Here is a 20,627-nt window from a genome sequence, read left to right as displayed (position 1 = left end):
TCATACGAAATAGCTGGATATATTTACAGCACCAGAACGCTAAGGCTTGCAGCCACCAGTGCATTCACAGCACTGCTTGGCAGCGCAGCTAAATCGCTGGGAAAGCCCATCCTTGATGGCCGGCATCCTTGTCCGTATCAAACACGCAACGCTATGGCGCTTTTTGCAGGTAGACAGCGAGTTCGTCCTTGAGGCTGACACGCTGCATTTTCAAGCCGAGCAGTAACACCTCATCCATGGCCACACGCCCGCTTTCAACTTCATAGATGCGCTTGTCGAGCTGTTCATATTCTTCGGCCAAGTGCACGAAATGCCCATCACTGGACATCAAAGCCAGTAACTGCGCCTTGAACTCGGGAAACTCGCGGCGCAACGGGTGATGTTCCAGTGGCATAACGGCATCCTCAGGAGTGGGTTTGAATAGAGCCTAGTTCAGCCCTACTGGCTCTGCCGCGACACGCTGAATTGAGGCTTGCAAAGCAACTTCTGCTATCGTGAGCATCATCTGCAAAAATCAGAGAACAGGTAATGGGTAAAACATCCGGATGCGCGGCTTGCCGTGACGGCCAGGGACTTGGTTTTCCAATCAGCATGGCTTTTCAGCCCATCGTTAACTTGAGTGCGGGCACTGTATTCGCCCATGAAGCGTTAGTGCGCGGCACTGCTGGCGAATCCGCCGGCAGTCTCCTGAATAAGCTTAATAAAGACAATCTTTACCCCTTCGATCAGGCTTGCCGCATTACCGCCCTGGAATGGGCCGCCAAGCTGCAAGTGCCAGCCATGGTCTCGATCAACTTTATGCCCAACGCGGTGTACAAGCCCGAGACCTGTATCCGCGCCACGCTGGAAGCAGCCGAACGCTTCAACTTCCCCCTGGAACGGATCATTTTCGAGGTCACCGAACAAGAGCAAGTGCTGGATATCGACCACCTCACCAGCATCCTGCGCGCTTACCGTAAGCAAGGCTTTATGACGGCTATCGATGATTTCGGCGCAGGCTATGCCGGTTTGAACTTGTTAGCCGACTTCCAGCCCGACCTGATCAAGCTCGACATGCACCTGATCCGCAATATCGACCAGGACAGCGTTCGGCAGACGCTGGTCGAAGCTACCCTGCAGATGTGCCGCAAGCTGAATATCCGCGTGATTGCAGAAGGCATCGAAAGCCGCGGCGAGCTGCACGCATTGCGCGACATGGGCGTGGAGCTGTTCCAGGGCTACCTGCTGGCCAAACCAGGCTTCGAATCATTGCCTGAGGTGAATTGGCCGACCTGAGTACTGGATGGCAGAGGACGTAAGCTGAATTACACTGAGTACGACCTCACCATCTAGGGAAGCAGCATGAGCATACTCAGTGAATTCAAAACCTTCGCCGTCAAAGGCAACGTGGTCGACATGGCTGTCGGCATCATCATCGGCGCCGCGTTCGGCAAGATCGTCTCCTCCTTTGTCGGTGACATGGTGATGCCGCCTTTGGGTATGCTGATTGGCGGCGTGGATTTCTCTGACCTGGCCGTTGTGTTGAAAGCCGCCGAAGGCGATGTGGCCGCCGTGACGCTGGGCTACGGCAAGTTTATCCAGACCATCATCGACTTCATGATCGTCGCCTTCGCCATCTTCATGGGCATCAAGGTGATCAATAAGCTCAAGCGTGAAGAAGAAGCCGCTCCGGCAGCGCCCCTCGCGCCAAGCAAAGAGCAGGTACTGCTCAGCGAAATCCGCGATTTACTCAAAGCGCAACACAGCAAAGAGTAAGGCAATCCAGTTAATGCCTGGGGCCTGACCGCTCCAGGCAAAGACATGATTTGTTGCAGCTTGCTCCCCCAGCAAACGCGAATGTGGCGCGTGTTCAGGTACATTAATCGCCCGTTAGCCACTCTCCCACCCTAATGACACTCTTACTGGCGTTTGCTGTTCTCTCCATCCTCGTTTCATTTATCTGCTCCATTCTCGAAGCAGCATTGCTCTCGCTGACACCCAGCTATATCGTCCAGCAGAGGGCTGCCAAGCCCAAGCTTTATGAGCGGCTGAAAGCGCTGAAAGACCAAATCGACCAGCCGCTTGCCGCGATCCTCACGCTAAATACTGTGGCCCACACCGTGGGCGCAACCGGCGTCGGCGCTCAAGTGACCGTAGTCTTTGGTGATGGCTACCTTGGCGTCGCGTCGGCCGTCATGACCTTACTGATTCTGGTGCTGTCAGAAATCCTGCCGAAAACCATCGGCGCGCGCTACTGGCGGACACTGGCACCGTTCCTGCCCGGTTTGTTGGGCGCCATGATTCTCTTACTTAAGCCCTTCATCTTTCTGTCTGACTCGATCATGCGCCTACTGGGCGGCAAAGAGCCCGAGCACGACATCCGTCAGGAAATTAAAGCGCTGGCGCTATTAGGTCGTGAGTCGGGGCAACTGGACGAGGACGAGCAACGCGTGATTGGCAATATCCTCGACCTGCATGACATTAAGCTGCGCGACATCATGACCCCGCGCATCGTCTGCGAGTCCGCGGCACCAGGCGAAACGATCAGCGCGTTCAAGATGAGGGTTAAGCAAAGCCAGTTCTCTCGCTACCCGGTAATCGACGAAGACGAATCACCGCTAGGCGTGGTGTTCCGTTATGACGCGCTGTCAGCTGAGAATGACGACGGGCCCGTGACCAATATTCTCAAGCCGCTCAAGGTGGTCTTAGACACCATGAACGTAGAAAACCTGATGACCTTGCTGATGCAGGAGCGGCAGCATATGTGCTTGGTTTATGACGAATTCGGTAGCTGGCGCGGCCTGGTAACCCTAGAAGACATCATGGAGACCATCATTGGTAAAGCCATCCTTGATGAAACCGATGACATCCCGAATATGCGCCGGTTTGCTAAGCGCCGCTGGGAGCACCGGATCAAAGCCATCGCTAGCCGAAATACTTACCAGTAATTCTCAACCGCCACCTGACCGGGCCGCCGCGTCAGGCTGAGCTGTAGATCACGCTGTTTCAGCAGCGCGCGGGTATCTTCGATCATCTGCGGGTTGCCGCAGATCATCAGCCGCGAATAGGCGGGATCTAGGCTCAGCCCCGCCGCACGCTCTAACTCGCCATTCGCCAGCAAGGTGGTGATCCGTCCGCCCAGACAACCGGGCACCTGCTCGCGCGTCACCAAGGGTAGATAGACAAAGCGCTCGGCGTATTCCTGCAGGTGCGCCTGCTGCATCAGCCCCTGAATCAGCGGCTGATAAGCCAGCTCGCCGGCCGTGCGCGCGCTGTACACCAGCACCACCCGTTGAAAGCGCTGCCACACCTCCAGCCCCTGCAAAATCGACAGAAACGGCGCCAAACCGGTGCCGCTGGCTAATAACCAGAGATCACGGCCATCGGCAAAACGATCAAGGGTGAGAAACCCTAAGGCCTGTTTTTCCACCAGCACGCTGTCGCCGACCTGCAGCCGGCTCAGCTCAGAGGTGAACTCACCGCCCGGCACCACGATGGAGAAAAATTCGAGAAACTCATCGTGAGGCGCCGACGCCATCGAATAGGCACGCCAAACCCGCGTGCCGTCGGGCTTCTGCACGCCCAGGCGGGCAAACTGTCCGGCATTAAAACGAAACCCGGCATCGCGGCTACAGCGCAGGCTGAACAGGCTGGGTGACCAGACCTGAATAGCGCTCAGGGTTTGCTGGGTGAACTTGTCTTCGCTGACAGTCATACTGGCTCCACTCCGGTGACACGTCAGCCCAGTGTCCCGCAAACCGACTCGAACAAACACCAGCAGCCTATATGCCTATATTTGTTACGCCTTTCGCCCAGCTCGACCTGATTCGCCAACCCGACCAACCGCATGAGCCGCTGCAGGCGTTTGACGCCGCCGACGAATACCTGCTTAACCATGTGCATGAACACGGGCTACCTGACGCGGCGCGCGTATTGGTACTGAATGACAGTTTCGGCGCGCTGGCGGCCAGTCTGGCCGGCCGAGCAGACGTCACCAGCAGCGGCGACTCGCACCTCGGCCACCTCGGTTTACAGGTCAACCTGCAGCGCAACCAGTTACATGCGGATGCCGTGCGCTTTGTTCCGAGCAGTGAGTGTGCGCAAGGGCCGTTTGATCGGGTGTTGATCCGCGTGCCGAAAACCTTGGCGCTGCTGGAGGAGCAACTGATTCGCCTGCACGGCCAGCTCGCCCCTGGCGCGCAGGTGATTGCCGCGGCCATGGTCAAACACCTACCACGTGCGGCGGGTGATCTGCTGGAGCGTTACATCGGCCCGGTGCAGGCCTCACTGGCAGTGAAAAAAGCCCGTCTACTGTTCGCCACGCCAGCAGCCAGGCCCGCGCCGGTATCGCCCTACCCCACGGCCTACCGCTTGGATAATCCGGCGATTGAGCTGCGCAACCATGCCAATCTGTTCTGCCGCGAAGACCTGGATATCGGCACCCGCGCGTTTCTCCCGCACTTGCCCAAGCACCTCAGCCGCCTGCGCGTGGCCGATCTCGGTTGCGGCAATGGCGTCCTCGCTATCGCCTACGCCTTGGGCAGCCCGCAAGCTGAACTGACGCTGGTGGATGAGTCCTATATGGCCGTGCAGTCTGCCGCAGAAAACTGGCAGGCGGCCCTCGGCGAACGCCCGGTAGCGATCCGTGCAGGCGATGGCCTGGCTGAACAGGCTGCGGATTCGCTAGACCTGGTGTTGTGCAACCCGCCCTTCCACCAACAGCAAGTGGTCGGTGACTTCCTCGCCTGGCGTATGTTCCAGCAGGCCCGTGCCGCCCTAGTGACCGGCGGCGAACTGTGGATAGTCGGCAACAGGCACCTGGGCTACCACGCCAAACTGAAACGCCTGTTCCGCGGCGTCGAACAGATCGCGGCCACGCCGAAATTTGTGGTGCTCAAAGCGACGAAGTAAACCGCACGCCATGGCCTGCACACTCCGGCGCACGAGCAGCCATTAGCGTGGAGTTATAGCCAGCGGCACGCGATGCTGTTGCCAAGTTAGCAACGCCACCAGGCCGACAATAATCACCGTAAACACGTCGCTGGTGCCGACCACGCCAAGGCCTAATCCGCCTTTAGCCACCGAGTGCGACAGCCAGTCACCGCAGGACGCACCAAACGGCCGAGTGAGGATGTAAGCCATCCAGAAACTCGGCACAGAGGCGAGTTTGAACAGGTAATGCGCCACGCCTACCAGCCCAATCGCCGCCAAGAACAACAACGCGGACACGGCATAGCCCAAGCGCATTTCCTCAGCCACCCAGTCGCCTGCCGCCGTGCCCAAGGCAAAGGTCATCAGAATGGCCAGCCAGTAGAAATATTCACGTCGACCCCGATATATGGTGCGGATCGACAGGCTCCGCTCGCAGGCATACCAGAGCCAAAATGTCAGCGCCAACGCCACACTAAAAAACGCCGTGGTGGTGGTCAGCGCCACCCCATAGGTGTCGACCAGACTGTCAGTCAGCAGCGTGCCAAAGATGCTCACCTGCACCACGCATAACCAGTACGCCCAAGGCTCGTAACGGGCGCGACGCAGCTGTAATGCCATAACCAGCAGCAATAGCGCGCCCATAATCAGCGTGGTCACGGGCAGGCCGACATGCAGCTTGAAAATGAGAAAGTCGGCACCGGTCTCACCCACTGTGGTGGACAGAATCTTGATTAACCAGAACACCAGCGTCACCGCCGGCACTTTATTCAGCGCAATCTCTTCAGCCTGAGCTGCATGCATCACATCACCTCTCACGTATCTGGCTGTAATGGGTTAATCAACACGCAGCTCACTGCGCTCAACCTGCTGGGCCACAGTGGCGGGCATGCAACCACGGAAGATATCCAGCTGCGGTTGATAGACCGAGGTACGCACGCCCATCAGGCCGATCACCGAGTGGAACAGATTGTCTTGCGACACCGGCTGGCCCGCCTGCTGGCGCAGGCAATCGGCTGAGATGCCGCTGCTGCGCTGCATGCCGTCGGAGAACCACAGCACCATGGGCACATGGGTTTGCTCACTCGGCGCCATGGCGTAGGGCACACCATGCAGGTACATGCCGTGCTCACCAAGAGATTCGCCGTGGTCCGACATATAGAGCATGGCGGTGTCCAAACGCGCCGCATTGCTGCGCAGCAGGTCGATGGTGGCGGCCAGCACATGGTCGGTGTAGAGCAGGCTGTTGTCGTAGGCATTGACGATGCTGGCGGTATCGCAGCGATCAAGCTGCACCTCTTTGCACACTGGGGTGAAGCGCTCAAACGCGGCAGGGTAGCGCTTGTAATACGCTGGGCCGTGGCTGCCCTTCATATGCAGCACCACCACGGTGTCACGGGTCAGGCCGTCCAGGTACGCCTGCAAGTTGTGCAGCAATGCCTCGTCGTGGCATTCGCCATCAGCGCAGAACTGCGCAAGGTTGAGGTGTGAAACATCCTCGTTGGGCACCCGATCACAAGCGCCTTTACAGCCGGAGTTGTTATCACGCCACAGCACATCCACGCCGGCACGCTGCAACACATCAAGCATGCCTTCGCGATTGCCGGCCATCGAATCTTTGTAATCCGCCCGGCCGAGGTCCTGGAACATGCAAGGCACGGACACTGCCGTGGCGGTACCGCAGGAAGAAGCTTGCGGGTAGTTGATCACATCGCGCTTAGCCAGCTCTGGGTTGGTCGGGCGCGCATAACCGTTAAGCGAGAAGTTCGCCGCACGGGCCGTTTCGCCCACCACCAAGAGGGTGACGCGCGGCCGGTGCTGGGTGCTGACTGCGCTGATGCGATGGGCATCGGCACCGACTACTTCCAGTACGGCCGGCGCGGCCAACTCGCGCTTCAGATAGCCGTGCACGGCCCCGACCACATTCGACGGCACCAACATCAGGCGCACCTCGCGGTGGTTACGAATCAGTGAGGCATACGGCTGGTACTGGCTCATCACCAACACGGCAAATACCCCCAACAGCACGGCCATGCTACCCAGCTTGCCGGCCAGCTCTCGCCGCCATGTGAGGGGCCGAGTCGGCATACGACTGATCAACAGCGCAGGCAGCACGCCCAGCAACAAAAGCCAAAGCAGCAGGCGACCGTTGAGCAGTTCAGTGGCTTCGGCCACATCGGTCTGCAGCATGTTGGTGAGCATGTTGTAGTCGATGACGATGCCGTAACAGTTCATAAAGTAACTGGCACCGGCCGACACCAGCACCAGCCCGCCCAGCACCGGCTTGGTCAGCCGCCCCCAGGCCAGCAGGCTGAGCAGTACATACAGCCAGATCCAGACAAACAGCGGCAGGCTGAGTAGGAACAGTGGGCTGTCATTGCTCATGCCGCCCACGCCCTGCCAGACGCTGCGCCAGAACGGCAGGTTCATGGTCAGCATCAGCCACAAGGCAACCAGCATGGTCAGTACGTTACGGCTGACGGCCACACGTTTAAGAATAGATTCGCGCACAAGACACCTGAAGAAGACGACTAAACTTGCGCAAATTTACTCAGGCGCATGTGAAATGCCTGTCGGGTAGATGTGAAAAAACTGTTGGGTGATCGTCACGCTGTTTCAATACTCAGCCCGCCGTCACTGCGTCAGCGCCGCCCTATGAATTGCCCAAGACTCACGAATTTTTCACATTCTTTTGACATGGAATTGAACGTCCGACTTCTAGGATGCAGCACTGCCTAAAGATGGATATTGCCCATGCTGCCCACTTCATTAGCCAACAAGCCTTTGCCCGCGCCCGCCGGCCTGCTCAATGCGGTCAACCCGAGCGACAAACGTGGCTGGCTGCTGTTGGCGCAACTGTTGATGGTCGCGCTGCTCGCCACACTCGCGTATATGGGCTGGCGTCATCTGTATCCACCCGTGGCCGAAACGGGCTGGCGATATGAGGCCTTCCTAACCGGCATCGAAAAGGTCAGTGCGATTGCCCTGGATGCAGAGGGCAGCCTGCTGCTCAGCGAAGAGCTGCAAAGCGGCGAGGGTCGAATTTTGCGCTACAGCGCCGACGGCAGCCTTGAGCCGGTCGAGGCCGGTTTGTCCAAGCCCGACGGCATGGCCAGCTTCCGCGGTGGCGTGGTGTTTAGCCAGGAGCAAGGCGATGAGGCTGTACTCTGGCGCACCCCAGAGCGCACCGTCGAACTGTTCGCGGGCAGCAATGTCGAAGGGCTGGCCAATGATGGCCAGTACCTCTATGCCATCGAAGACCGTCATGGCAATGGTCGCCTGCTGCGCTACGACCCGAGCAACGACACTACCGTGGTGCTGCGCTCCGGCCTGGATCAAGCCGAAGCGATTAGCGCCTGTCCTGATGGCCGCTTGTTCTACAGCGAGAAGAAAAACGGCACAGTCTCGCAGTTGCATGCTGAAGGCCACGATAGCGTGGTCCTGTCGGGGCTGAATCAACCCGGCTTTTTGCTGTGTAATAGTGAAGGCCTGTGGATTACCGAAGATGCTACGCACATGGCGCGCCTGTTACGGCTGACCCCAGACGGCCAACTGCACACGGTGCTGTCGCACCTGCGCTCGGCACAAAGCCTGATCGAGACCCGCCCTGGTCATTACCTACTCGCCGAACAAGGCCGCAATCGCGTGCTGAGCCTGCAACGCAACCCGACAGGAAATTGATTGATGCCCGCCACGTCTACCCGCTCCCCATCAGGCCGCAACGGCTTGCGCCAACACCTGCTGTTCACTGCACTGAGCGGTCTGCTGTTGATGCTGCTGTACAGCCTGCTGCGCGTGGCGCTGCTGGTTTATAACCATGAGCTAATAGGTGAAACCACCGTCAGCGACCTGCTCGAAGCGTTCGCTAATGGTCTGCGTTTTGACCTGCGCGTTGTAGTTTTTGTTCTGGCTCCGCTGCTCCTGGTAATGGGCAGCCGGCGCCTAATGGCCGCTCGCACCTGGCAGCTGATCTGGCTCAGCGTGGCGGCCAGCCTCACCCTGTTTCTCGGCGTGCTGGAGCTGGACTTTTATCGCGAATTTCATCAGCGCCTTAATGCGCTGGTGTTTCAGTACCTCGGCGAAGACCCGACCACCGTGGTGAGCATGCTCTGGCATGGTTTCCCGGTCGGTCGTTATCTGATTGCCTGGGTACTGGCCAGCTGGCTGCTGTTCAAAGCCCTGCAAGCGATACATCGCTTAGCACCGCCGGCCGACCCAAGCCTCACCGCGATGGCGGGCGAGCGCTGGTATTGGCGCATCAGCGTGTTCACCCTGTGCCTGCTGCTGGCCGTAGTATCAGCGCGTGGCACCCTGCGCCAGGGCCCGCCGCTGCGCTGGGGCGATGCCAGCACCACCGAATCGGTATTCGCCAACCAACTCGGGCTTAACGGTACCCTGACCCTGGTCGATGCCGGTAAAGCACGCTGGTCCGATCACCGTGATAACCAATGGAAAGCCAGCCTGCCCGCAGACGAAGCCCAAGCGCTGGTGCGGCAGATGCTGCTGACCCCGCAGGATCTGCTGATCGACAGCAACGAGGCGGCGATCCGCAGGATCAGCACGCCAAAGCCCCAACTGCAACTGCCAGTGCGCAATGTGGTGGTGATCCTGATGGAAAGCTTCGCCGGCCACTATGTCGGCGCGCTCGGCGGACAAGGCAACGTCACACCCAACTTCGATCGCCTGACCCAGGAAGGCCTGTTGTTCACCCGTTACTTCTCCAACGGCACCCACACCCATCAAGGCATGTTTGCCACCATGGCCTGCTTCCCCAACCTGCCAGGCTTCGAGTACCTGATGCAGAGCCCGGAAGGCTCCCATGATTTCTCCGGGCTGCCGCAGTTGTTGGGTGATCGCGGCTATGACGACCTCTATGTGTACAACGGCGACTTTGGCTGGGATAACCAGAAGGGCTTCTTCGGCAACCAGGGCATGAGCCACTTCATTGGCCGCAACGACTATGTCGACCCGGTGTTTTCCGACCCAACCTGGGGCGTTTCCGACCAGGACATGTTTGACCGCGCCGACCAAGAGCTGCGCAAGCTGGACCGCCAGCGGCCGTTTTATGCCCTATTGCAAACCCTGTCCAACCACACGCCTTACGCCCTGCCCGACCCACTGCCGGTAGAGCCGGTTAGCGGTTTCGGCTCCAACGACGAACACCTCACGGCCATGCGCTATTCGGACTGGGCCCTGGGCCAGTTTTTCGAGAAGGCGCGTAAAGCCCCCTACTTCAAAGACACGATGTTCGTGATCGTCGGCGACCATGGTTTTGGCAGCCCCGAGCAGCTCAGCGACATCGACCTGTACCGCTTCCATGTGCCACTGCTGGTGATTGCCCCCGGGGTTCAAGAACAATTCGGCACCCGCAATGACATTGCCGGCACTCAGCTGGACATCGTCCCCACCATCATGGGCCGGCTTGACGGCCCGGTGCAGCAGCAATGCTGGGGCCGTGACCTGTTGGCGCTGGACCCGGCGGACCCGGGCATTGGCGTGATCAAGCCCTCCGGCAGCGATCAAACCGTCGCTCTGGTTTCCGGCAGCAACCTGCTGATCCAGGCTCGTGACGGCGCGCCGCGCTTGTATGACTACAAGCTGCATGAGAACGCAGGCATACAGCCCACCGACAACGCCTCGCTGCAAGATCATCTGCTGCCGCGCCTGCAGGCCTTTTTACAGGTCGCCACCCAGAGCCTGTTAAGCAACACCGCGGGGGTCGGCGATACGCAACCCAACACCCGCCAAACCGCCGCACAAAACAGCCCATAACGCAGCCGTGATCGAGATAACCCGGACAGCCCTATGTCGAGCCACCCGCACAGTTCGCCGCGCCTACCAAACGCCGGGGCGGGCCAACCGTCCGCCAGGCGCATGCTGAGCCGCCTTGTCAGGCGCACGGCACAGTGGCGCGCCCAGCAACTGATCAGTAGCGCCCTAAAATTAGCGGACGAACCCAGCCTGGTGCTCGACCTACCCTGCGGCGCCGACGGTTTCTGGCCCTTACTGCACACCAGTAATAGTCGAGTGGTGATTGCCGCCGAGGCCAATACCGAGCGCCTGGCAGCCGCAATGGCAGGGCTTGCGCCGGGCCTCGCCAGCCGGGTTCACCCTCTGCAAACTTCCGCGTTTGCGATTGATCTGGGACCCAATGCGGTGGACTGTATTTTCTGCATGCACTACCTGCATCAGGTCGACGAACCACAACGCCGGCTGGCTCTGCTGCGCGAATTCAACCGGGTTACGCGTGACTGCGTGATCGTTTCAGTCTGGGTCGATGGCAACCTCGAAGCCGCACGCCAACCACCCCTCAACCGGCGCAACGGTCAGGTTCACGCACGGGCGCAAATCGAACGTGAGTTTATCAATGCAGGCTTCGGCATCAGCGGCCACCGTGACTTCATCCCCGGTCTGGCCATGCTGCGCCTCTATGTCCTGCACAAACTCAGCTGAGTCGCCCCTCTAATACCTTGATCGACATGGCCGAACACCCCAGGCCTGGGTATGCTGCACCTTTTTTGTGCGAGCGATTGCCATGCCTGTGTCCGATATTCTGCTATTGGTGCTTGCCGGTTTTGCCGCCGGCGGGATGAATGCTCTGGCCGGCGGCGGCACGTTCTTCTCCTTCCCAGCATTGCTCGCCGCTGGCCTGCCGCCGGTCACGGCTAACGCCACCAATGCCGTGGCGCTGTGGCCAGCCAGCCTGGCTGGCGCCTGGGCGGCGCGGGCCTCACTGCGGCCCTTGGGCGGTTATTTAGTGCCCTTGCTGATAGCGGGACTGGCGGGTGGTCTGCTCGGCGGTTTGCTACTGCTGGTAAGCGGCGATGCGGTATTTGCCAAGCTGATTCCTTGGCTGCTGCTGCTCGCTACCGCGCTATTTGCCGCTAGCCCCTGGCTCAGCCGTTGGCTGGCCGCGCGCCGCGGCGGCGCGGCGCAACCACCGCACAGCCCGCTGTCATTGGCGGCGCATGTCGGCGTGTCAATTTACGGCGGCTACTTCGGCGCCGGCATGGGCATCCTGCAATTGGCGGCGTTCTCCATCGAAGGCCACCCGCTGGCACGCTCCAACGCGCTGAAGAACCTGATTTCAGCGGTGATCTACAGCGTGGCCACCGCCACCTTCATCATCGCTGGCCGGGTTAGTTGGTATGAGCTGGTGATTTTGCTGGTGGGGGCCACAGTCGGCGGTTATGTCGGCGGCGCGCTGGGCCAACGTTTACCCGCCAACTTGCTGCGCGCGCTGGTGATCGCGGTAGGCAGCGGCATGACTGCCTATTACTTCTGGGTCACCTATTTCGCCTAATAGTCGGACCGAGACTTGCCCCGTTGGCGGAACCCCAGTGGGGTTTCGTCAAACCACCTCCGTGCATTCAACACTGGATATCTAGGCGCGACTCCAGCCGTCGCTTGCACCGCGCCAGTGAACCCCCGAAGCTAGGCGCCTGCTGACTGGAGCGCCCAATGAACCTCGCCGAACTGACCACCCGCATGCACGCTATTCGTGATCACAACGACTGGCGACCCTTCCACAGCCCAAAGAACCTGGCCATGGCCGCCAGCGTGGAAATGGCCGAGCTGGTGGAAATCTTCCAGTGGCTGACCGAGCAGCAGTCGCGACAGCTGCCTGCCGATCAACTCGCTCACGCCGGCCAGGAAATCGGCGACATCCTGCTCTACCTGATCCTCCTCTGCAGTGAGCTGGGTCTGGACATGGAGCAAGTGGTACGCGACAAACTGGCCGACAACGAAAACCGCTTTCTAGGAGCAGCTCACCATGACTGATCGGCACTTTGATGAACTGGCCACCCGCTTCGCCGAGAAGATCTATGGCGGCGCCAAAGGTGCGATTCGCCTCGCCGTACTCCAGGCCGACTTAGCCGAAGCCTTACCCGAGCGCCCGTTGCGGGTGCTGGATATTGGTGCGGGCCTTGGCCATATGTCGCTGTGGCTGGCCGAACGTGGTCATCAGGTAACTCTGGCAGAACCGGCCGCGCCCATGCTCGCCGGCGCCCGCGAACGCTTTGCCGCCGCCGGGCAACAGGCCACCTTTATTCAGGCGCCCTGGCAGGACCTGCTCGGCCAGCTTGAACAACCCTATGACCTGGTGATCTGCCATGCGGTACTGGAGTGGCTGGCCGAGCCGCACAGTATTTTGCCGGTGCTGCACCAGCTGTGCACGCCAGGTGGCTGGCTGTCGCTGGCGTTCTACAACAAGGACGCGCTGATCTACCGCAACCTGCTCAAGGGCCACTTCCGCAAACTGCGTAAAGCCGAGTTCGCCGGTGAAAAACAGAGCCTGACCCCGCAGATGCCGCTTGATCCGCGCGAGCTGGCGGCGCAACTTGAGCTTAATTGGCAGGTCGAAAGCCAGAGTGGCGTGCGGGTGTTCCATGACTACATGCCGCAGCCGTTTCAGGCCAAAGCTGAGCTGATTGATTTGCTGGAAATGGAGCTGGCCTACCGTCGCCACCCGAGCTTTGCCGGTTTAGGCCGTTATCTACACTGGATCTGTCGACCCCATTGATTTCACTCTCATAGCTCTGGAGGCAGCACATGCACAAACTCAGCGTTTTACTGTTGCTGGCCACCCTCGCGGCCTGCCAGAGCCAGAACCCTTACAAGTCCGTCAGCAAGCCACTGCCACCAGCACCCACGCATGCCGTCCAGCAACTGGATCGCAGCGCCTACCCCGCCGCGCCTCGCGACTTCGCCCGCTACCGCACCTGGAGCTGGCAGCGCTTGCCGGCGGGCACAGCCTGGGCCAGTTCCGAGCAGGTGCAGGAAGCCCTGAGCAACGCCCTCGACCAGCGTGGCCTGCGTCCTTACCGGGCCGGGGCGAGCAGCGATTTAACGGTCACTGCCGAGCTGCGTTTAGAGCAACGTATTCGTGAGGTTCGCGAAAATTATGGCGGCGGCTACGGCAATAACCGTTATGGCGACCCATACGGCATGTGGGGCAGTACGCCACAGGTGCGCAGCTACACCGAAGAGGTGATAGTGGTGCGCATTGACCTATTCGACAGCCAAGACGGCCAGCCGATTTGGAGTGCCAGCGCCGAAACCCTCAGCAGCGGCACCCAGAGTGAACGCGCGGCGGCCCTGCGCAACGCCATACAACAAGCCCTGACGGCGTATCCGCCGAACTAATTCGGAGAACACCATGCGTGCATCACTGCTGTTATTGCCCCTCATGCTCCTACTCAGTGCCTGCCAGACGCCAAGGTTGGAGCGCGACTTTGATCCCAGCCGGGACTTTGCTGCCTACCGCAGCTGGAGCTGGCAGGAACCCGACGTGCAATACAAACCCAATGACCCACGCATCAATAGCGACCTCACCAGCCAGCGTATTCGCGCGGCGGTTAGTGAACAGCTTGATCAGCGCGGCCTGCGCCAGGCTGTTGCACACACGCCGGGCGACCTCAAGGTGCAGGTCTGGCTGATCGTCGATAACCGCCAGCAGCAGGTCAGCACACAGGTGGGTGGTAGCTGGGGCGACCCATGGGGTGGCGGCTTCTGGGGTGGCCCGAGCTACGTCGAAACCCGCAACGTCGACTATCAGGTCGGCACCTTGCAGATTGATCTACTCGACGGCAAAGACAACAAGCTGGTCTGGCGCGGCAGCGCCGAACAGGTGCTGCGTAATCGCCAGCCCAGCCCCAGTGAGCGCGAAGCGTCGATTCGCAGCACCGTGGCCGAGGTGCTAAGCCAATATCCACCGCGCTGAGACGCTTTTTATAGCCTGCGGCGCGACGGCCACGCGGCGCTGAAACAGGGTCTAAGTGCACAGCGCCCCACAGGAGACTGCATGAGCGCAACCGTATACCTCAGCCATCGCCCTGCGGCAGCAGTGGATTTGGCCGAGATCGTCAGCTTTCCACAAGACGCCGACGAGCTGTTCTTCTGCTACCCCAAGGCCAATTGGCCACTGAGCATCGGCCAGCTGGCCGCCGCCATGGCCGAGCGCCGCGACAGTAACGTGGCGCTACTCGATGGCCGGGTCGCCGGCTTTGCCAACTTCTATCAATGGCAGTACGACGACCACTGCGCCCTTGGCAACCTGATGGTCGCACCTTGGGCGCGCGGACATGGCGTCGCGCATTATTTGGTCGCGGTGATGGAACAGCTGGCCCGCGAGCACTACCACGCCAAGCGCATGCAGGTGTCATGCTTCAACGCCAACAGCGCTGGCCTGCTGCTCTACCCAAAACTTGGCTATGCCCTGAGTGGAGTGGTCGAACGGCGTGATCCTAAGGACCAGCGGGTGGCGCTGATCCAGTTCAGCAAACCGCTCTGACTCCCCGCTACATATCGCCATCTGCCGATTGAGTGTTGTTCACCCGTAGGTGCGGTATTGGCTGCGATGTTTTCAATTGCCTGTATCGCAGGTAAGCCCGCGCCGACAAAGGCTACCCTCGACAACCGTCAACACGGGCAGCGCCTCGGCTGACTAAGCGGGCAACTTTTGCGGCATACTCACTGGCTTTGCCTGCTCTGGAGAGACTCATGCCCGCCCCGATCTGGTGGTTATTGGCCCTGCCTTTTGTTGCCGGTGCTTGCCTGCCGCTGCAGGCGGGCATCAACGGCCAGCTGGCCAAACAGGTGTCCAGCGTTCTGGCCGCATCACTGATCTCTTTTGCCGTAGGCACCTTGGCCCTGATGATTTTAGTGTTCGCACAGCGCGAGATCCCCAGCCTTGGCGCGCTGAAAGGCCTGACCTGGTGGCACTGGAGCGGCGGTCTGCTCGGGGTGATGTTTATTGCTACCGCCGCCTTTGCCGGGCCAAAGGTCGGCGCGGTGCTGTTTATGGTGCTGGTAATCGCCGGGCAACTGAGCATGGCCGTGACCCTGGACCACTTCGGCTGGGCTGGTTTTCGCGAAGCCCCCATTACCGCCGGCAAACTTGGCGGCCTGCTGTTGATCATCGCCGGCATCTGGCTAATCAGGCGCAGCTAGGCCAGAGGCCCCAGCCTGTAAGGGTGTCGACCAGGGCGCGGTATGTTAAGGTGGCCGCCCTTTTCGCCTGAATGGATAGAGACAGGTCGCAATGACACTGGCCCAACCATCACGCTGGCTGCCTACGCCGCCATAGCGTTTCGCCCCCTGCTAGCGCAGAGCCCGGCAGGCTTAAGCCTCGCTCGGCGTTGCTCATGCGCACGCCCCACAAGGCTGCGCTACGCTCGATACATCCCGTTTTTATTAGCCCTCCGCCCTGCCCTTGCGTGCACCTGCGGACTCCAGCCTTTGGAACCCACGATGCTACAAAGCCTGAAAAACACCTGGTTCTTTAATATCCGCGGCGATGTGCTCGCCGGTCTGGTAGTGGCGCTTGCGCTGATCCCAGAAGCCATAGCCTTCTCGATCATTGCCGGGGTCGACCCTAAAATCGGCCTGTATGCCTCGTTCTGTATCGCCGTGGTGATCGCCTTTGTTGGCGGCCGTCCTGGCATGATCAGCGCCGCTACGGGAGCCATGGCCCTGTTGATGGTCACGCTAGTTAAGGAGCACGGCCTGCAATATCTACTGGCCGCCACGCTGCTGACCGGCGTGCTGCAGATTCTTGCCGGTTACCTCAAGCTCGGCAGCTTGATGCGCTTTGTCTCGCGCTCGGTGGTCACCGGCTTCGTTAATGCCCTGGCAATTTTGATTTTTATGGCGCAGCTGCCCGAGCTGACCAACGTCACCTGGCACGTCTACGCCATGTGCGCTGCTGGCCTGGGCATCATCTACCTGTTCCCCTATGTGCCGAAAATCGGCCAGCTGATCCCCTCGCCATTGGTGTGCATCTTGTCGATGACCGCCGTGGCCATGTATTTCGGCCTGGATATCCGCACCGTGGGAGACATGGGCGAACTGCCGGACACCTTGCCAATCTTCCTCTGGCCAGAAGTGCCGCTGAACCTGGAAACCCTCGGCATCATCTTCCCCTACGCCGCCGCACTGGCCGTGGTCGGCCTGCTGGAGTCGATGATGACCGCCACCATCGTCGATGACCTGACCGATACCAGCAGCGATAAAAACCGCGAATGCAAAGGTCAGGGCGTGGCCAATATCGCTTCCGGCCTGCTCGGCGGCATGGCCGGTTGCGCGATGATCGGCCAATCGGTGATCAACGTGAAATCCGGCGGCCGTGGTCGCCTGTCGTGCTTGGTGGCCGGTGTGGTGCTGCTGCTGATGGTGGTCTTTCTCAGTGACTGGGTCAGCCAGATCCCCATGGCCGCGCTGGTGGCCGTGATGATCATGGTGTCGATCGGCACCTTCAGCTGGGATTCGATCCGTAACCTGAGGAAATTCCCGCTCTCCACCAATATCGTCATGCTCGCCACCGTGGCCGTGACCGTCTATACCCACAACTTGGCGTATGGCGTGTTTGTCGGCGTGCTGCTGGCAGCGATGTTCTTTGCCAACAAGATCGGCCACTTCCTCTATATCAACTCGCAAGCCGACAGCGATGCTGGCCAGCGCACCTACACCGTGGTGGGCCAGGTTTTCTTCAGCTCTGCGGATAAATTCGTTAACGCCTTTGACTTCAAAGACGCCGTGAGCAAGGTCACCATCGACCTGTCCCGCGCGCACTTCTGGGACATCACCGCTGTTGCCGCCCTGGATAAGGTGGTGCTCAAGCTGCGCCGTGAAGGCACCGAGGTTGAAGTGCTGGGTCTAAATCAAGCCAGTGCCACCATAGTCGACCGCTTTGGTGTGCACGATAAGGACAACGCTACCGACCTGCTGTCGGGCCACTAAAAGGAAGGTGTTATGACCCAAGTAATGGCATGCATTGATGGTTCGCACTCCACCCGCGCGGTCTGTGATTACGCGGCATGGGCCAGCCAACGCCTCAGCGCGCCGCTGACCCTGTTGCACGTGCTGGATGAGGTGCAGTACCCAACCCAGCCGGATCTGTCCGGCGCTATTGGTCTGGGCAGCCGCGAGCATTTGCTCGAAGAACTGGCCAGCCTGGACCAGAAGCGCCACACCCTGGCCATGGAACAAGGTCGCCTGATGCTCGAGGCCGCACGTGAGCGGGTGCAGACCGAAGGCGTCGAGCCGGCTCAGTTGCGCCAGCGTCACGGGGATCTGGTCGAGTGCCTGAGTGAGCTTGAAGCCGATATCCGCTTGCTGGTCATCGGCCGCCAGGGCAAGACCTGCGACAGCTTCAACCAACTGCTCGGCAGTCATCTGGAAAACGTCATTCGCACCCTGCACCGGCCGATCCTGGTCAGCTGCGGCGAGTTCAAAGCGCCGCAAAGTTACATGCTGGCCTATGACGGTAGCGCTACGGCGCGCAAGAGCCTGGAAATGATCGCCGCCAGCCCACTGCTTAAAGACCTGCCGTGCCACCTGGTGATGATCGGCGCCGACACCAGTGATGCCAGGGAACAGCTGAAAGCCGCTGCACGGGTGATAGAAGGCTCGGCCAGTGAAGTGCACCAGGTCATTCGCGCAGGAGAAGTGGAGCCTACGCTGCACGCCTACCAACTCGAACAGGGCATCGACCTGCTGGCCATGGGCGCTTACGGCCACTCGCGGATTCGCCAGTTCCTAGTCGGCAGCACCACCAGCACCCTGCTGCGCACTAGCAACAGCGCGCTGCTGATTCTGCGCTAATAGCCCGACATAGCGGCCTGTACGCGGCCGCTATGTCGGCGTGCAGCGGCAGGCCGTAGACATTTTGTGCTGGCACTTTGATATTTTTCCACGATTTACGGGTTATCCTGTAATCACGTCGATTTTGTGATCACAGACCATGACCGAGTCTTACGTCCCCCGCCAGCCTCAGGTTTTCGCACTCTGGCGCGAAGCCCAAGACACGCGCACCCGCACACCGCTGGGGGGCATTTACTACCTGATCGCCTGGCTGCTCACCTGGGCGTTCAGCAATGATCCGGTGGCGCTGTTGGCCACCGGACTGGTCGGCACGGTCATTTTCGCGCTGCTGCTGGCGCTGCGCCTGCTGCATCGTCTGCCAGACGAGCAAACGCCTGCCGCGCTAAACCGCTGGCTCAATCATCATTGGCTGCTAATCCTCAGCACCGCGCTGGCCTGGGGCATGGCCCATGCACTGGTGCAGACACAGCCGTTGTTTAGCAATTCGACGATGATTGCCACCCTTAGCACGATTGCCTTCAGTACCGCGCTGACGTTCACCTTCTCGATGCGTAAACGCCACGCGATCCTGGCCCTGCTACTGATTTACCTACCGGGTCTGTTTAGCCTGGCACTGGATTGGCAGGCGCATTACGCCATTGTAATTACCCTTGGGTTCTACCTGAGTTACCTGCTGTTGGCGCTCAATCGCAGCCACCGCGAGTACCGCAGCACTCTGACGCTGGAACTGCAGTTGCTCGACCAGCGCGAGCGTCTCGATCAGCTCAGCCGAACGGATAGCCTGACGCAGCTGGGCAACCGTTATCAATTCAACAGCTTGTTCCCCGTGATGCTCGCAAACGCTCAGCGGCAAAGTCAGCCGCTGTCATTGGTGCTGTTGGATATCGATTTTTTTAAACGGATCAATGATGAGTTCGGCCATACCTGTGGCGACCGTTGTCTGAGCGACTTTGCCGAGCGCATGCGCCAGAACTTCCGTCGCGACAGTGACACCCTGCTGCGCTTGGGCGGCGAAGAGTTCGGCATTCTAATGCCCAATACCCCGCTGGAGCAGGCGCGCTTGCTCGCTGAGCAGTTTCGTCAGGCGCTGGAACGTGAAGGCTTTGATGTAACGGGCGCGACCCTGCCGCTGACCGCCAGCCTGGGTGTGGGCTGTTACGACACACAACGCGACAGCAGCGCTGAAGGATTCTTCAAACGTGTCGATGATGCGCTCTATCAAGCCAAGGCGGCAGGTCGTAACCGCCTGGAGCTGGCCTGATCCGGCCTCATGCGCAGGCCGCCGGTTACTCGCCCGTTGACTGTTGTCACACCTGCGGGTGCGACAACAGTCAACAAGGGATAGAGCCTGCTTAAAGGCGGAAGCTACCCATCTGCTTGGCCAGATCATCTGCCAGGCCGCGCAGGGTTTTGCAGTCCTCTTTACACACCAAGACCTCACCGGCGGTGGCATGTGCCAGGTCAGCGATGCCCTGCACGTTGCGGTTGATTTCTTCAGTTACCGACGACTGTTCTTCAGTGGCGGTGGCCACTTGGGTGTTCATGTCGCTGATGCGTTCAATCTGTTCAGTAATGGCGCTGAGCGACTGCCCGGTTCGCTGGCTGGCAGCAACACCGGTACCCGTCGCATTTTGCCCGGCATGCATGGACGTTACGGCCGTTTCCGCGCCCTGCTTGAGGCGCTGAATCATCTGCTGAATTTCATCGGTGGAGCTTTGTGTGCGGCTCGCCAAGGTGCGCACCTCGTCGGCCACCACGGCAAAGCCACGGCCCATTTCACCGGCGCGCGCCGCTTCGATAGCGGCGTTGAGTGCCAGTAGATTGGTTTGCTCGGAAATGCCGCGAATCACCGCCAATACCTGATCGATGGAGGCTACCTGCTCGGCCAACTCGCTCACGGCAACCGCCGCATCGCCAATGTCGGTGGACATGCTCTCGATATGACCAATCGACTGGCCGACTTCCTTGCGTGCGCCTTGTGCCTCGCTGCGCGCGGCTTGCGAAGCCTGCGCCGCACTGCTGGCATTGCGCGCGATTTCCTGCACAGTGAGGCCCATCTCATGCACAGCAGTGGCCACCATATCGGTCATTTCTTGCTGCTGGCTGGAGCGCCC

General features: G+C 60.1%; 22 protein-coding genes. 17 read left to right on the top strand and 5 right to left on the bottom strand.

Translation table 11 applies throughout. The annotated features are described in order from the left end of the window. Nucleotides 1-151: 151 nt before the first annotated feature. Nucleotides 152-394 (bottom strand): HP1242/YdcH family protein, encoded by a 243-nt coding sequence (locus tag BMZ32_RS14655; RefSeq protein ID WP_090243264.1) that lies wholly within the window; start codon nt 392-394, stop codon nt 152-154. A gap of 134 nt (nt 395-528) precedes the next feature. Between BMZ32_RS14655 and BMZ32_RS14650 the strand changes: the two genes are divergently transcribed. The 3 genes from BMZ32_RS14650 (at nt 529) to BMZ32_RS14640 (ending at nt 2,927) form a co-directional block, all read left to right on the top strand. After that, nucleotides 529-1,275, top strand: a complete 747-nt coding sequence (locus BMZ32_RS14650) for an EAL domain-containing protein (RefSeq protein WP_090243262.1) — start codon at nt 529-531, stop codon at nt 1,273-1,275. A gap of 66 nt (nt 1,276-1,341) precedes the next feature. Further along, on the top strand, nt 1,342-1,755 hold the full coding sequence (gene mscL, locus BMZ32_RS14645; RefSeq protein WP_090243260.1) for a large-conductance mechanosensitive channel protein MscL: 414 nt from the start codon (nt 1,342-1,344) through the stop codon (nt 1,753-1,755). Between the two features lie 134 nt (nt 1,756-1,889). Next, nucleotides 1,890-2,927, top strand: coding sequence for a CNNM domain-containing protein (locus BMZ32_RS14640; protein WP_090243257.1), 1,038 nt, complete (start codon nt 1,890-1,892; stop codon nt 2,925-2,927). Here the strand turns inward: BMZ32_RS14640 and BMZ32_RS14635 are convergent. Beyond that, nucleotides 2,918-3,694, bottom strand: coding sequence for a ferredoxin--NADP reductase (locus tag BMZ32_RS14635; RefSeq protein ID WP_090243255.1), 777 nt, complete (start codon nt 3,692-3,694; stop codon nt 2,918-2,920). The genes BMZ32_RS14640 and BMZ32_RS14635 overlap by 10 nt on opposite strands. Nucleotides 3,695-3,765: 71 nt before the next feature. Between BMZ32_RS14635 and BMZ32_RS14630 the strand changes: the two genes are divergently transcribed. Further along, entirely contained in the window at nt 3,766-4,890 is a 1,125-nt protein-coding gene (locus tag BMZ32_RS14630; RefSeq protein ID WP_090243252.1) for a methyltransferase, read from the top strand. A 42-nt stretch (nt 4,891-4,932) separates the two neighbouring features. Here the strand turns inward: BMZ32_RS14630 and BMZ32_RS14625 are convergent, their stop codons facing one another. After that, a complete protein-coding gene (locus BMZ32_RS14625; RefSeq protein WP_090243250.1) occupies nt 4,933-5,712 on the bottom strand; it encodes a COG4705 family protein in 780 nt (259 codons plus the stop codon). A 33-nt stretch (nt 5,713-5,745) separates the two neighbouring features. Beyond that, nucleotides 5,746-7,419, bottom strand: coding sequence for a phosphoethanolamine transferase (locus BMZ32_RS14620; RefSeq protein ID WP_244153997.1), 1,674 nt, complete (start codon nt 7,417-7,419; stop codon nt 5,746-5,748). Nucleotides 7,420-7,662: 243 nt separating this feature from the next. Between BMZ32_RS14620 and BMZ32_RS14615 the strand changes: the two genes are divergently transcribed. From BMZ32_RS14615 to BMZ32_RS14555, 13 genes are all read left to right on the top strand, one after another. Continuing rightward, complete coding sequence (locus tag BMZ32_RS14615) at nt 7,663-8,589, top strand: NHL repeat-containing protein (RefSeq protein ID WP_244153996.1); 927 nt, start codon at nt 7,663-7,665, stop codon at nt 8,587-8,589. Nucleotides 8,590-8,592: 3 nt separating this feature from the next. Next, the gene (locus BMZ32_RS14610) at nt 8,593-10,680 is read left to right on the top strand and encodes an LTA synthase family protein (RefSeq protein WP_090243248.1); all 2,088 of its coding nucleotides are present in this window, start codon (nt 8,593-8,595) and stop codon (nt 10,678-10,680) included. A 102-nt stretch (nt 10,681-10,782) separates the two neighbouring features. Beyond that, a complete protein-coding gene (locus tag BMZ32_RS14605) occupies nt 10,783-11,361 on the top strand; it encodes a class I SAM-dependent methyltransferase (protein WP_244153995.1) in 579 nt (192 codons plus the stop codon). 82 nt (nt 11,362-11,443) lie between these two features. Next, entirely contained in the window at nt 11,444-12,211 is a 768-nt protein-coding gene (locus BMZ32_RS14600; RefSeq protein ID WP_090243244.1) for a sulfite exporter TauE/SafE family protein, read from the top strand. A gap of 158 nt (nt 12,212-12,369) precedes the next feature. Continuing rightward, nucleotides 12,370-12,690: a nucleotide pyrophosphohydrolase gene (locus BMZ32_RS14595; protein WP_090243242.1), complete on the top strand. Its 321-nt coding sequence runs from the start codon at nt 12,370-12,372 to the stop codon at nt 12,688-12,690. Beyond that, on the top strand, nt 12,683-13,432 hold the full coding sequence (locus BMZ32_RS14590; RefSeq protein ID WP_090243240.1) for a methyltransferase: 750 nt from the start codon (nt 12,683-12,685) through the stop codon (nt 13,430-13,432). Before BMZ32_RS14595 ends, BMZ32_RS14590 begins: the two co-directional genes overlap by 8 nt. A gap of 29 nt (nt 13,433-13,461) precedes the next feature. Then, nucleotides 13,462-14,055 carry a DUF4136 domain-containing protein gene (locus BMZ32_RS14585; protein ID WP_090243238.1) on the top strand — a complete coding sequence of 198 codons (594 nt, stop codon included), beginning with the start codon at nt 13,462-13,464 and terminating at the stop codon, nt 14,053-14,055. A gap of 13 nt (nt 14,056-14,068) precedes the next feature. Next, the gene (locus BMZ32_RS14580; RefSeq protein WP_090243236.1) at nt 14,069-14,632 is read left to right on the top strand and encodes a DUF4136 domain-containing protein; all 564 of its coding nucleotides are present in this window, start codon (nt 14,069-14,071) and stop codon (nt 14,630-14,632) included. A gap of 81 nt (nt 14,633-14,713) precedes the next feature. Continuing rightward, complete coding sequence (locus BMZ32_RS14575; protein WP_090243234.1) at nt 14,714-15,202, top strand: GNAT family N-acetyltransferase; 489 nt, start codon at nt 14,714-14,716, stop codon at nt 15,200-15,202. A gap of 209 nt (nt 15,203-15,411) precedes the next feature. Next, a complete protein-coding gene (locus tag BMZ32_RS14570; RefSeq protein ID WP_090243232.1) occupies nt 15,412-15,861 on the top strand; it encodes a DMT family transporter in 450 nt (149 codons plus the stop codon). A gap of 300 nt (nt 15,862-16,161) precedes the next feature. Then, nucleotides 16,162-17,649, top strand: a complete 1,488-nt coding sequence (locus BMZ32_RS14565; protein WP_090243230.1) for a SulP family inorganic anion transporter — start codon at nt 16,162-16,164, stop codon at nt 17,647-17,649. 12 nt (nt 17,650-17,661) lie between these two features. Beyond that, nucleotides 17,662-18,513: a universal stress protein gene (locus BMZ32_RS14560; protein WP_090243227.1), complete on the top strand. Its 852-nt coding sequence runs from the start codon at nt 17,662-17,664 to the stop codon at nt 18,511-18,513. Nucleotides 18,514-18,652: 139 nt separating this feature from the next. Then, the gene (locus BMZ32_RS14555) at nt 18,653-19,774 is read left to right on the top strand and encodes a GGDEF domain-containing protein (protein WP_090243225.1); all 1,122 of its coding nucleotides are present in this window, start codon (nt 18,653-18,655) and stop codon (nt 19,772-19,774) included. A 91-nt stretch (nt 19,775-19,865) separates the two neighbouring features. Here the strand turns inward: BMZ32_RS14555 and BMZ32_RS19865 are convergent, their stop codons facing one another. Further along, complete coding sequence (locus tag BMZ32_RS19865; RefSeq protein WP_425272883.1) at nt 19,866-20,594, bottom strand: methyl-accepting chemotaxis protein; 729 nt, start codon at nt 20,592-20,594, stop codon at nt 19,866-19,868. Between the last annotated feature and the right edge of the window lie 33 nt (nt 20,595-20,627).

The organism is Pseudomonas guineae, from assembly GCF_900113745.1.
In the GTDB taxonomy this organism is placed as follows: domain Bacteria; phylum Pseudomonadota; class Gammaproteobacteria; order Pseudomonadales; family Pseudomonadaceae; genus Aquipseudomonas; species Aquipseudomonas guineae.
The sequence above is the reverse complement of the archived record's forward strand: the minus strand, read 5'-3'. Positions and strand labels throughout refer to the sequence as shown.